Genomic DNA, 12,705 nt, shown 5'->3' on the forward strand with positions numbered 1-12,705 from the left:
GCCCTTAACCCTTCGCCGCCGCGGGTGCTGCTACCGGCGCGGCTCCGCCGCGTTCCAGCGGGCTCACACCGTGCCGGTAGAAATCGGCATGCTGGGGCGCGAGCGGCGCCTTGCCGGCGATCAGGTCGGCAGCCTTTTCGGCGAGCATCATTACCGGAGCATAGATGTTGCCGTTGGTCACGTAGGGCATGGCCGACGCGTCCACCACGCGGAGGCCGCGGGTGCCGTGCACGCTCATGTCCAGCGGGTTCACCACGGCCATGGGATCGGAGTCCGGCCCCATCTTCGCGGTACAGGACGGGTGCAGTGCCGTCTCGGCGTCGCGGGCAACCCAGTCAAGAATCTCCGCATCGGTCTGCACGCCCCGGCCGGGAGAAAGCTCGCCGCCGCTGAAGGGACCCATGGCGGACTGGCCGAGGATGTCGCGGGCGACGTGGATCGCCTCGACCCACTCGCGGCGGTCCTGGTCGGTGGAAAGGTAGTTGAACAGCATGGACGGGTGCACCGTGGGATCGGTGGACTTGATCTTCAGGCTGCCGCGGGCGTCGGAGTACATGGGGCCGATGTGCACCTGGTAGCCGTGCTTGGCGTCCGCCTTCTGGCCGTCGTAGCGGACGGCGACCGGGAGGAAGTGGAACATCAGGTTGGGGTAGGCCACGTCATCGTTGGAGCGGACGAAGCCGCCGCCTTCGAAGTGGTTGGTGGCGGCCGGCCCCTTACGCCCCAGCATCCACTGCAGCCCGATCAGCGGGTAGCGCCACAGGTCCAGGTTGGGCTGCATGGAGACCGGCTGGGTGCAGGCGTGCTGGATGTAGACCTCGAGGTGGTCCTGGAGGTTTTCGCCGACGCCGGGCAGGTTCACCACAGAGTTGATGCCCAGCGAGTTCAGGTGGGCTGCATTGCCGACGCCGGAGAGCTGCAGCAGCTGCGGCGTGTTGATGGCGCCGCCGGCCAGGATCACTTCACCGGCGTTGACCTGATGGGTCTTGCCGTTGCGGCGGTAGGTGACACCGGTGGCCACGTTGCCCTTGAAGTTGACCTTGGTGACGAGGGCCCGGGTCAGGACGGTCAGGTTCTTCCGGCCGAATTCAGGCCGGAGGTAGGCGCGGGAAGCGGAGAGCCGCTGGCCCTTGTGGACGTTGCGGTCGAACGCAGCGAAGCCCTCCTGGCGGTAGCCGTTGACGTCGTCGGTCAGCGGGTAGCCGGCTTCCTGGGCGGCGGCGAAGAAGGCCTGGAACAGCGGATTGGTGGCGGGGCCGCGCTCCAGCACCAGCGGACCGGAATGTCCGCGCAGTTCATCGTCGGGATCGGCTGCGAGCGCGTTTTCCATCCGGTTGAAGTACGGGAGGCAGTGCGCGAAGTCCCACGTTTCCATGCCGGCGTCGGCGCCCCAGCGCTCGTAGTCGAGCGGGTTTCCGCGCTGGAAAATCATGCCGTTGATGGAACTGGAGCCGCCCAGGACCTTGCCGCGGGCGTGCGCCACGCGCCGGCCGCCCATGTGGGGCTCGGGATCGGACTCGTAGCGCCAGTCATAGAGCGGGTTGCCGCTGGGGAAGGTCAGCGCGGCGGGCATCTGGATGAAAAGGTCCCAGGGGTAGTCGCTTCGTCCGGCTTCAAGAACCAGGACGCTGCTCTGTCCTCCGTCGCTCAGGCGGTTGGCGAGCACGGAACCCGCGCTGCCGCCGCCGACAATGACGTAGTCGTAATTGGTCTGTGTCATGCAAAATCTCCTTCTACCTGGTGCAGATCAGCGTTCACGAAGGTGTGAGTCGTTGGACCCCGGGCTCTTAGGTGACCGGCGGCCCATAACGCGATAGGGGTTGACGGGTTGGTCAGAGGCTGCGGCGAGTGAAGTTGCGCCTGGGCCGGGGACCGGAAGTCGCCGATGAAACGCCTTTATTTCCGCGGGACCCCGCTTGTGTGGTGTAGGTCATACACATGCAGAATAGTCGAGCTTGAACAAGTGTTCAAGGTTAAAACTGAACCGATGTTCAAGAAATTTTGGGCATGGGCCGCCCAGGCCGAGTGTGCGTGTTTAGCTAGGGCCTATTTCCGCTAGCCGGCGAAGGCGATCTGCTCGGTGCGGGCGAGGCTCCTCCTGATGGATGCCTCGTCTACCCCAAGGAGCGCCGTCAGCCACATGCCGTTTTGCACGACGACGATGTCGGCTGCCCGCTCCCTGCATTCATCGCTGGAGAGCTCGGGTTTGGCATTGCCTATCAGCGTCGCGAGCCCATCGAGATACCGCTCAAACGCCGCCGCGTTAATCAGTCCAAAGTCTTCATGGGCTTGCGCGAGCGCCCAAAGATGGAGTCGCAGGGACAGATATTGTGTGGTCAGGAGTTCCGGGCCGGCAACACGCCGGAGGGCCGTGCGGAGCTGCTCGTCTGGGGGTGACGCGGGGTCGGCCGCGACCAGCATGAGGTCGTGCTCGTCGATCCGGTGCAAGGCCGCACGGATCAGGCTCGACTTGTCTTCGTAGTAGTAATTCACGAGCCCCAGTGCGACGCCAGCTTCGCGGGCCACGGCGCGCATATTCACACCCGAGATGCCGTGGCGTGACAGCAGGCCCAGCGCCGCTTCAAGAATGCGCGCCTGCCTGTCAAGCTGTTCGCCGGAGTTCACGGTGCTTGTATCCACTTGGCCAGAATATGGCGAAACCCGTCATGGTGCATCCGTCAGGGGCGCGGGGCGGCCTTGAATGTGACACGGGCGTCCAGGCCCGGGGCGCCCGGCCTGGCTTCGAGGGAAGCCGCGGCGCCGCTGGCTTCGGCGAGCTGCTGGACGATGGCCAGGCCCAGGCCGCTGCCCTCGGACGTCGACTGGCCGCGCCAAAAACGGTTGAAGGCCTTCTGCCGGTCTTCCTCGGAAAGCCCGGGGCCGTCGTCGAGCACGTGAAGCTCATAACCTCCCGAAGTGCCGTCAGGGCGGACCACCAGGCGGATCTCCGAGTCCGGCGGGGCCACGGCCAGGGCGTTGTCGATGAGGTTGTCGATGATCTGTTCTGCCGCGCCGGGCATGGCCATCACCTTTGCCTCCGGGACCGCGTCCAGTACCGTCCGCACCCCGCTTTCCTCTGCCAGCGCTTCCCACTGTTCCATGCGGTTCCGGGCGATCTCACTGAGGTCCACATCCTCCCGGTCGACATTGCGGCTGTCCGCCCGGCTCAGGACGAGCAGGCCCTCAATGATGCGCTGCAGCCGATACGTCTCCTCCAGGGAGTCGGCCACCATGACGCGCGCGCCGTCCGGATCGTTGCCGACGGCATCCACGGCGTTCTCCAGCCGCAGCCGCAGCCCCGTCAGGGGGGTGCGCAGCTGGTGCGACGCGTCGCTGGCGAAGCCCCGCTGCTGCTGCAGCAGGTGCTCCAGGCGGTCCGCCATCTGGTTGAAGGACCGGGCCAGGGTGCGCAGCTCCGGCGGCCCCTGTTCCTCCTCCGTGCGGGTAGCGAGGTTGCCTTCCGCGAGCAGTTCGGTGGCCTTCTGCAGCCGCTTGATCCGCCTGGTCACGGCCCCGGCCATCAGGTAGGCCAGCAGTCCCGCGAGCAGCACGGTGATGCCTGCAACCGCCCACATCACCCGCAGTTGGCCGGAGACGCGGTCATCCACCACGGACGCCGGGTAGGTCAGGCGCACCGCACCGGTGATGTTCTCGCCGCTGAGGACGGGAACAGTGACGTAGACCAGGTCGAACCCCAAGGTGTCCGAGTGCCGCTGGCCTGAGGTGATCTGGCCGGCGAGCGCGGCGGAAATTTCGGGGCGTGAAAGGTAGGAGGCGCCGGTGGCCGACTGGTCGTCGTCGGACGTTGCTACGGCTGTACCGGAACGGTCCACCACCACCACGCGGGCCCCACTGGCGCGGCCGTAATCGCGGACGGCCGTGGCCACCGTCCCGGGCGCGGAACCTCCCGTTTCGAGCAGCTGCCGTGCACGCCCGCTGAGCAGGAAGGCGTCGCGTTCAAGGGAGGTGGCCAGCCGGTCGCGTTCCACCCGTACCAGGTAGCTGCCCAGCGGAATGTCCTGCACCAGCACCACCAGAAGCGTGATGGCCATGAACACGGAAATCAGCCGCCACCTCATCCGGGCACGTCCAGCCTGAACCCTACGCCGCGCACCGCCTCGATCCAGCGGGGGTCGCCGAGCTTCTTGCGGATGGCCGCCACGTGCGCGTCCAGGGTCTTGGTGGTTCCGTACCAAGTGCCGTCCCACACCGCGCGCAGAATGTCGCTGCGCTGGCACACGGCGCCGGGGTCCTCAGCCAGGTAGTAGAGGAGCTCGAACTCCTTGGCGGTGAGATGGATTTCGGTACCGTCCACCAGGACTCTCCGCGAGCGCTGGTCAATGCTCAGGGTGCCGATGACGCGCGCGCCGTCAACCGGCGGGGTGGTCTCGGACTGCGGGTCGGCCGTGCGGCGGGCTACGGCCCGGATCCGCGCGATGAGTTCCCGCATTCCGAACGGCTTCACCAGGTAATCGTCCGCCCCCAGCTCCAGGGCCAGCACCCGGTCGATCTCCTCGTCGCGGGCGCTGACAACGATGATCGGCGTCATGGTCAGGGAGCGGATGGACCGGCAGACGTCCGTGCCGTCCATGTCCGGCAGCCCCAGGTCAAGGAGCACAAAATCAGGGCTGGAGGAGCGGATCTCGGCGAGTGCCCCTGCCCCGTCGGAGACGTGACGGGCCTGGAAGCCGGCCCTGGTCAGGCCCTCCAGCACGCCGGCGGCCACCGATTCGTCGTCTTCAACCACCAGGATCTGCATATCCGATTATCTTCCGGCCGGAACGGTGCCGCGGGATAGCCACGGCCTGGACAGGCTACTTCTTGGAGCTTTGACAATTCTTGGCCCCTCAAGGTCCCCCAATCACCCCCTCCATCCCCCAGAACCCTTCCTCAGATCCTGCAGGAAAAACCCAAACGCGTCCGCACCCATTGCGGGAGCGTCGGCCAAAAGCCTGCCAAAGCTGAGGGAGCGTCTTGTGTCGGCCTGACCTCAACCCCTGCGGTAGTCTCTTGACACCAGCAGACATGCTCGGCTTCACTATTACGTATGCTGAAATAACAGTTCCATGATGCGGAACTCGTCAACCCCTCGGTGAGGGGTTGCCGATCGCCGGGAGAGGACCCGGAGCTCCGCATAGCCGTCACCATGGATGCCAGCGTCTGCTTGAGGATCACACCGTGAAGCTTGCCGAATTCAATACCGCGGACAGGGACGCTGCCAACGCAGTCCTGCGCCCCTGCATCGACGTCCCCCGCTGGGTGGACCAGATCGCCGCTGCGCGGCCGTTCGCATCCCGCGAGGAGCTCCTCGACGGAGCCCGGGCCGCCGCCGCGCCGTTCACCCCGGACGAGGTGGAAGGTGCCATGGCGCACCACCCGAGGATCGGCGAACGTCCCGCCGCGCGGACCACCGAGGCCGCCATGTCCAGGTCGGAGCAGGCGGGTGTGGACCCGGCAGACGCCAACGTGGCCGATGCCCTGGCGCGCGGCAACCGCGCCTACGAGGAAAAGTTCGGCCGGGTCTTCCTGATCCGGGCCGCCGGACGCACCGCCCCCGAAATCCTGGCAGCGCTGAACGAGCGCCTGGCCAATACCCCGGCGCAGGAAGACGCCATCGTCGCGCAGCAGCTGCGGGAAATCGCCCTGCTGCGCCTGGAAGGAGTGATCAGCGAATGAGCGTTTCCCACGTCACAACCCACGTCCTGGACACCGGCACCGGACGCCCGGCGGCGGGCATCGCCGTCGTGCTGTATGCGAACGACGGCGGCAGCTGGACTCAGCTGGGCAGGGGCACCACCGATGCGGACGGCCGCGCGAAGGACCTGGGGCCGGAGGTCCTGGCCCCCGGGAACTACCGGCTCAACTTCGCCACCGGCGACTACTACGCCCAGCAGGGCGGCACCACATTCTTCCCGGAGGTGGACCTGGTCTTCGAGGTCACCGGCACCGAGCACTACCATGTGCCGCTGCTGCTGAGCCCGTTCGCCTACTCCACCTACCGCGGCAGCTGAAAGGAGACAGCATGCGGCTCATGCGCATTGGCCCGGCGGGGAACGAGGTACCTGTGGTCATCGACGACGACGGCCAGGCCTACGATCTGCGGCCGGTCACCCAGGACATCGACGGGGACTTCCTCCAGGCCTGGTCCGGCCAGCTCACTGACCTGGACCTGTCCGGCCTCCCCCGGGTGACCCTCGACGGCAAACGGATCGGTGCGCCGATCGCCAGGCCCGGCGCCGTGATCGGCGTGGGGCTGAACTACGCCGGGCACGCCGCAGAATCCGGCTTACCTGTGCCGGAACGGCCCATCATCTTCTTCAAGCATCCCAACACCGTGGTTGGTCCGGACGACGACGTCGTCATCCCGCCCGGGGCGCAGCGGGTGGACTGGGAGGTGGAGCTGGGCGTGGTCATCGGCCGGCGTGCCAGCTACCTGGCATCCGACGCCGAGGCGGCGGGCTGCATCGCGGGCTATGTCCTGTCCAACGACGTCTCCGAGCGCGAGTACCAGCTGGAGCACTCCGGGCCGCAGTGGTCGCTGGGCAAGTCGTGCCCCACTTTCAACCCGGTGGGACCCTGGCTGGTTCCCGCCGCGGCGGTGGACGCGGACGATATCCGTCTCGCGTCCTGGGTCAATGACGAGGTGCGGCAGGACAGCTCGACGGCGGACATGGTGTTCGGACCGGCCGAACTGGTCCGCCGGCTCTCGCAGTACATGGTGCTCGAGCCCGGCGACCTCATCACCACCGGCACCCCCGAGGGCGTGGCACTATCCGGCCGCTTCCCGTACCTGGTAGCCGGCGACGTCATGCGGATGTCCGGCGGCGACCTCCTGGGTGAGCAGCGGCAGCGGCTGGTCCCGGCGGGGCAGCAGGCCGAGCCCGCCGGGGCAGGCCAGCGGCCGGGATGACAGTAGGCTAGATGGCATGTCTTCCGACCAGCCCTCCCCCGAACGGCGCGAAATTCCCGAACGGCGCGAGATCACCGTCCGGCGCGCCCCCAAGTATGTTCCCTTCCTGATCCTGGGCGGGCTGGTGGGCTTCGCCGCGGCGGCGGTCATTGCGTACGCCCTGCCCGGCGATGCCAGCTACGACCGCGGCGCCGTGTACGGCTTCTTCATGGTGCCGTGCGCCGCGGCCGGTGTGATTCTCGGCGCAATTGCCGCCCTGGTACTGGACCGCACCAGCGTGCGGCGCGCCCGCCGCGGCGTCGTCGAAGCCGTGCCCGAAGCGGAACAATCCGCACCAGGCACGGCACCGGCCACGCATCCAGCCGGCGAACCATCAACAGAGCCGGGCCCCGCACCGAAGCGGACCACGGACGACGGCGAGCCCGGCCAGCGGTCATAATCCGGCGGCCGGAATTTCCCTACCCCATGACGTGAGATAATCGACCAGTGGCACGCGGCGATGGAAAACTTTCTCATGATCTTCTCCCTGGCGAAAAGGGCCCACAGGACGCTTGCGGCGTCTTCGGGGTCTGGGCACCAGGTGAAGAAGTAGCAAAACTTACCTACTACGGGCTGTACGCGCTGCAGCACCGCGGTCAGGAGTCGGCTGGCATAGCAACCAGCGACGGCAAGCGGATCAACGTCTATAAGGACATGGGCCTCGTATCCCAGGTCTTCGACGAGACCACGCTGAACACCCTGACCGGGCACCTGGCCGTCGGCCACTGTCGCTACTCCACCACCGGAGCCAGTCACTGGGCCAACGCCCAGCCCACCCTCGGTGCCACCAGCACCGGCACGGTGGCCCTGGCGCACAACGGCAACCTGACCAACACGGCCGAGCTCAACGCCATGATCCTGGAACGCAATGACGGCCAGCTCAGCGGCGAGATGAAGCAGGGCAACACCTCGGACACCGCCCTGGTGACGGCACTGCTGGAGGGTGAAGAGGGCAAATCCCTCGAACAGACCGCGATCGAGCTGCTCCCCAAGATCAAGGGCGGCTTCTGCTTCGTCTTCATGGACGAGGGCACCCTGTACGCCGCGCGGGACACCTACGGCATCCGCCCGCTTTGCCTGGGCCGGCTGGAACGCGGCTGGGTGGTGGCGTCTGAACAGTCCGCCCTGGCAACCGTGGGTGCCAGCTTCATCCGCGAAATCGAACCCGGCGAATTCATCGCCATCGATGAGCAGGGTGTGCGGTCCCAGCGCTTTGCGGAGCCGACTCCGGCCGGTTGCGTTTTCGAATACGTCTACCTCGCGCGCCCCGACGCCGCGATTGCGGGGCGCTCCGTGTACGAATCCCGCGTGGAGATGGGCCGCCAGCTGGCCCGCGAGAACACGCAGGAAGCGGACATCGTCATCCCGGTCCCGGAATCCGGCACCCCTGCAGCCGTGGGCTACGCCGAGGAATCCGGCATCCCGTTCGCGCACGGATTCGTCAAGAACTCCTACGTGGGCCGCACGTTCATCCAGCCCTCACAGACGCTGCGCCAGCTGGGCATCCGGCTGAAGCTCAACGCCCTGGAGTCCGTGATCCGCGGCAAGCGCGTGGTGGTGGTGGATGACTCGATCGTCCGCGGCAACACGCAGCGCGCCATCGTCCGGATGCTCCGCGAAGCCGGCGCCGCCGCCGTGCACGTCAAGATCTCCTCCCCGCCGGTCCAGTGGCCCTGCTTCTACGGCATCGACTTCGCCTCCCGCGCCGAGCTGATCGCCAACGGCGCCACGATCGAAGAAATTTCCCAGGCCATCGGCGCCGACTCGCTCGCCTACATTTCCGAAGACGGCATGATCGGCGCCACCCAGCAACCCCGCGAACGGCTCTGCACCGCCTGCTTCACCGGCAAGTACCCCATCGAACTCCCGGGCTCGGACAAACTGGGCAAGAACCTGCTGGAGCGCACGGACCTCGGCGGCCTGCCGGCCAGCCCAGCAGGCAGCGCTCCGGCCGCCTCCGGTGACGCCGCCGCGGAAGCCGCCATCGAACCGGCCACCGCCACACCGGGCAATCCGGACAGTATCCCCGTCACCGAGGACCCTGCCGAGAAGCCGGGCGCCACCGGCTGTGATCCGGGGCCGGATGCCGAGTTCGAGAACCTGCTCACCGACGCCGACCGCGTGCCCGATCTCCACCACGACGCTGCGACCGTCGGCGCTGACAAGAAAGAGTCCTAATGACTTCCGCTTCCTCCACTGCTGACATGAATGCTGCCCAGAACAACGCCGGCATCACCTACGCGGCCGCCGGTGTGGACGTCGAGGCCGGCGACCGCGCCGTCGAGCTCATGAAGGACGCCGTCAAGGCGACGCACAACGCATCGGTGATTGGCGGCGTCGGCGGTTTCGCAGGCCTGTACGACGTCTCGAAGCTCCTGACCTACAAGAGGCCCCTGCTCGCCACGTCCACGGACGGCGTCGGCACCAAGGTGGCCATCGCCCAGGCCATGGACATCCACGACACCATCGGCTACGACCTCGTGGGCATGGTGGTTGACGACATCGTGGTGGTGGGCGCCGAGCCGCTGTACATGACCGACTACATCGCCTGCGGCAAGGTGGTTCCGGAGCGCATCGCGGACATCGTCCGCGGCATCGCGGCCGCCTGCTCTGTTGCAGGCACCGCCCTCGTGGGCGGCGAAACCGCCGAGCACCCCGGCCTGCTGGGCGAACAAGAGTACGACGTCGCCGGTGCCGCCACCGGCGTTGTTGAGGCAGATGCCCTGCTGGGGCCGGACCGCGTCCGCGAAGGCGACGTGGTGATCGGCATGGCCTCCTCGGGCCTGCACTCCAACGGCTACTCCCTGGTCCGCCGCGTCATCAACCACGCCGGCTGGGCCCTGGACCGCCAGGTCTCCGAACTTGGCCGCACGCTGGGCGAGGAACTGCTGGAACCCACCCGCGTCTACGCCGCGGACTGCCTGGACCTGGCGCGGGCCTTCCCCGTCACCGCGGAGAAGGCCGTGCACGGCTTCAGCCACGTCACCGGCGGCGGGCTCGCCGCCAACCTGGCGCGCGTGCTGCCGCAGGGCCTCGTGGCCACCGTTGACCGCTCCACCTGGGAGCTTCCCGCCATCTTCAAGCTCGTCTCCGAGCTGGGCCGCGTCCCGCTGCCCGACCTGGAGCGCACGCTGAACCTCGGCGTCGGCATGGTGGCCGTGGTCTCCGCCGAAGCCGCAGACGCCGCCGTGGCCCGCCTCAACGAGCGCGGCCTGCCGTCCTGGATCATGGGCTCCGTCAGCGCCGATTCAGACGCCGTGATCAAGACCGGCCCGGACTACGTGCAGGGCGCCAAGGGCGTGGACGGCGGCGCAGTCCAGCTGGTCAACGCCTACGCATAGCTAAAACAGCGAGTGCTCCCCGCCGGCCGGTGGGGAGCACTCGCTGTTTAAAGCCTGCGTCTAAACCTCCAGGACGCTGAACACGCCGCCCTGCGGGTCCTTCAGGGTGGCGATGGTGCCGCCGTCGTCGTCGAACTCCGGCTCCACGAGCACCTCGGCTCCGGCTGCCACGGCCGACAGCACGGCTTCCTTGACGCTGGAGACGCCAAAGTAGACCTGCCAGCCGCGGCTGCCGGGCTCGCCGTCCTCGTCGTCGCTGCCATCGTCGTCCACGTCCTCCTGCGGGGCAGGGGCAATGCCCGCCACCTCCGCGCCGTTCACCATCAGCGTCGTGTACGTGCCGCCGTCGTCCTGCGGGTATTCCGTCACCTCATGACCGAACAGCTGCTGGAAAAACCCGACGGCGGCCTGCGGCTCGGGCGTGAGCAGTTCGGCCCAGGCGAAGGCGCCGGGCTCGTTGTGCCGCCCGCTGCCGGGGTGGGTTCCGGCCTGCCAGACGCCGGTGGCACCGCCGCCCGGCGGCTCCACAAACACCATGATTCCGGTGTCCCCGATGTCCTCCGGCCCGAACTGCACCGCGCCGCCCGCGTGGTCGGCTTCCTCGGCGGTGGACCGGGCGTCGTCCGTGGCAAAGTAGATGTTCCACTGCGCGGGCCGCTGTTTGCCACCCTGCTGCGGCTGCGGTGCCACCGTCGCCACGACGTCGTCGTCCAGGAAGGCCTTCGCGTAGCTGCGGCCGTCCGGGGTCGGGAAGTCCTCGTACCGCCACCCGAACACGGCGGCATAGAAAGCCTTGGCGGCAGCCACGTCCGGCGTCTGGACGTCCGTCCAGCAGAGCTCTCCGAGGCTGTACCCGCTGCGCTGAACCATGCGTCCGAACCTTTCGTTGGCTGAATTCTTTCCAGCCTAGTTCCTGAAGGGCATGGTTCCTAAGGACGCGGTTCCCACGGGCACGTTCCGGAGGGGCGGGTTCCCAAGGGGGCATGCGCGGCAACGCCAAAGGCCCGTTGGGCACGCCAACGACCGGCGTGCCCAACGGGCCTGATAACTATGGTGTACGACGGCGGCTCGCAGCCAACTGCCTTAAGGCAGTTCAGCGGGAACGACTAACCGATACGACGGCTGTCTACCTCGTCGTCGTCTTCATCCAAATCGTCCGCGTACTTATCCACGTAGGCTGAATAGTCCGGCTCGACCGGTTCATTCGCGAAATGGCTCGTGGCACGACTTCCCGGACCCGTGAGCTCTCGCTGTAGGGCCGAATAATCAGTGTTCGGGGAGTAGTACTTGATGTCCCGAGCCTGCTTGGTAGCTTTTGCCTTTTGACGGCCGCGCCCCATGGCGTGACCCCCTTTTGTACTTGGACCGGAGGTGGTCACCTTTGGCGATCGGTGAGGCCCCGGAATGTTTGGTCAATTTGTCGTACCCCTAGATTACATGCTTTCGGCGGCATCTGCTCTCCACGGAGGCCTCCAGAGACCGCCGTGGACCGCTTCGCCGCGGCAATCCGGGGCTCACAGGGATTTTTTGTTCGATAGAGTCTCCTGAACGACTGAATTAAGCGACCATGGGAATCCGGCAAACGGCCGCCTGGGCCACATCGCGGAAACGCATCTTGCCGGATACCCAGCGCTCGAGCGAACGCCAGGAAGGGGTGCCGCCCCCACATGAATGACAATGATCCCAGCCACGACGGGGAACGCGGGCCGGCCCGCGCCGTCGCCGTGCAACCCGAACCGGCAGAGCGCAAAGCGGCAGAGCCGAAATCGGCCGCACTGAGACAGACGCAACCCAATGGGGCCCTGCCCAGAAGCCTCGCCGGACCGCTCATCGCCCGGCTCGCACAGCCCGAGGTCCGGCAAACTCTGCTCAAGTCCGGTTTTGTCGCTGCGCTGCTGGTGGTGGGCGGCCTGCTCGTGTGGCTCCTGACGTCACTCCTTGCCGGCGCCACCATGCAGGCGGCCAACCGGCCCGGCGCCGCGGCGGCAGTGCCCTCCCCCGGCCCTCCGGCCGCGTCGCCCCGGCCCAGCCTGCCCCTTGCCAGCGTGAGTCCACTGGATTTCCGGGTGGGCGACTGCCTCAAGGACTTCGACCCCGAGGCATCCAAGTCCACCGTGGTTGCCTGCACCAGCGATCATTCTGCCCAGCTGGTGGCGGTCACCCACTACGCCGACGGTGACGGATACCCGGGCCGTGACGCCATGAAGACCAGGGCCAGGGAGATGTGCCAGACTGCGCCGCTGACGGCGAAATCAAATGCCTACAACCTGAACTACCGCCTCGCATATCCCAGCACCGCCAGCTGGGCCAAGGGCGACCGCCGCGTGGACTGCTATGTCACCGCGTCCGGCAACATCCTCAAGGCAAGCCTGCTCCCCTAGCTCCGAAGGGAACCAACGGAACCAAGGGAGCGGG

At 67.2% G+C, this 12,705-nt stretch carries 13 protein-coding genes; 7 read left to right on the plus strand and 6 right to left on the minus strand.

The annotated features are described in order from the left end of the window. Window positions 1–4 precede the first annotated feature (4 nt). From betA to CXZ05_RS02380, 4 genes are all read right to left on the minus strand, one after another. Window positions 5–1,720, minus strand: coding sequence for a choline dehydrogenase (gene betA, locus CXZ05_RS02365; protein WP_102971026.1), 1,716 nt, complete (start codon window positions 1,718–1,720; stop codon window positions 5–7). A gap of 335 nt (window positions 1,721–2,055) precedes the next feature. After that, entirely contained in the window at window positions 2,056–2,640 is a 585-nt protein-coding gene (locus CXZ05_RS02370; RefSeq protein WP_102971027.1) for a TetR/AcrR family transcriptional regulator, read from the minus strand. 38 nt (window positions 2,641–2,678) lie between these two features. Beyond that, window positions 2,679–4,052 carry an ATP-binding protein gene (locus CXZ05_RS02375; RefSeq protein WP_102971251.1) on the minus strand — a complete coding sequence of 458 codons (1,374 nt, stop codon included), beginning with the start codon at window positions 4,050–4,052 and terminating at the stop codon, window positions 2,679–2,681. A gap of 23 nt (window positions 4,053–4,075) precedes the next feature. Continuing rightward, window positions 4,076–4,759: a response regulator transcription factor gene (locus CXZ05_RS02380; protein WP_102971028.1), complete on the minus strand. Its 684-nt coding sequence runs from the start codon at window positions 4,757–4,759 to the stop codon at window positions 4,076–4,078. Window positions 4,760–5,178: 419 nt separating this feature from the next. Between CXZ05_RS02380 and uraD the strand changes: the two genes are divergently transcribed. From uraD to purM, 6 genes are read left to right on the plus strand one after another with little or no spacing between them, the layout of a single operon-like run. Next, window positions 5,179–5,676: a 2-oxo-4-hydroxy-4-carboxy-5-ureidoimidazoline decarboxylase gene (gene uraD / locus CXZ05_RS02385; protein ID WP_102971029.1), complete on the plus strand. Its 498-nt coding sequence runs from the start codon at window positions 5,179–5,181 to the stop codon at window positions 5,674–5,676. After that, entirely contained in the window at window positions 5,673–6,011 is a 339-nt protein-coding gene (gene uraH / locus CXZ05_RS02390) for a hydroxyisourate hydrolase (RefSeq protein WP_102971030.1), read from the plus strand. Before uraD ends, uraH begins: the two co-directional genes overlap by 4 nt. Before the next feature lie 11 nt (window positions 6,012–6,022). After that, window positions 6,023–6,910, plus strand: coding sequence for a fumarylacetoacetate hydrolase family protein (locus CXZ05_RS02395; protein ID WP_102971031.1), 888 nt, complete (start codon window positions 6,023–6,025; stop codon window positions 6,908–6,910). A 16-nt stretch (window positions 6,911–6,926) separates the two neighbouring features. After that, a complete protein-coding gene (locus CXZ05_RS02400) occupies window positions 6,927–7,349 on the plus strand; it encodes a hypothetical protein (protein ID WP_258006410.1) in 423 nt (140 codons plus the stop codon). Between the two features lie 47 nt (window positions 7,350–7,396). Then, entirely contained in the window at window positions 7,397–9,127 is a 1,731-nt protein-coding gene (gene purF, locus CXZ05_RS02405; RefSeq protein WP_102971032.1) for an amidophosphoribosyltransferase, read from the plus strand. Then, the gene (gene purM / locus CXZ05_RS02410) at window positions 9,127–10,290 is read left to right on the plus strand and encodes a phosphoribosylformylglycinamidine cyclo-ligase (RefSeq protein WP_102971033.1); all 1,164 of its coding nucleotides are present in this window, start codon (window positions 9,127–9,129) and stop codon (window positions 10,288–10,290) included. The genes purF and purM overlap by 1 nt, the downstream gene beginning before the upstream one ends. A gap of 60 nt (window positions 10,291–10,350) precedes the next feature. On the opposite strand, the gene CXZ05_RS02415 is transcribed toward purM, so the two are convergent. Both CXZ05_RS02415 and CXZ05_RS02420 read right to left on the minus strand, forming a co-directional pair. After that, complete coding sequence (locus tag CXZ05_RS02415; RefSeq protein ID WP_102971034.1) at window positions 10,351–11,160, minus strand: VOC family protein; 810 nt, start codon at window positions 11,158–11,160, stop codon at window positions 10,351–10,353. 236 nt (window positions 11,161–11,396) lie between these two features. Then, window positions 11,397–11,630, minus strand: a complete 234-nt coding sequence (locus tag CXZ05_RS02420; RefSeq protein ID WP_003803040.1) for a DUF3073 domain-containing protein — start codon at window positions 11,628–11,630, stop codon at window positions 11,397–11,399. A 327-nt stretch (window positions 11,631–11,957) separates the two neighbouring features. On the opposite strand from CXZ05_RS02420, the gene CXZ05_RS02425 reads away from it, so the two are divergent. Further along, a complete protein-coding gene (locus CXZ05_RS02425; protein WP_102971035.1) occupies window positions 11,958–12,671 on the plus strand; it encodes a septum formation family protein in 714 nt (237 codons plus the stop codon). The last annotated feature ends 34 nt before the right edge of the window (window positions 12,672–12,705 follow it).

The organism is Arthrobacter sp. AFG20 (genome assembly GCF_002892795.1).
In the GTDB taxonomy this organism is placed as follows: Bacteria; Actinomycetota; Actinomycetes; order Actinomycetales; family Micrococcaceae; genus Arthrobacter.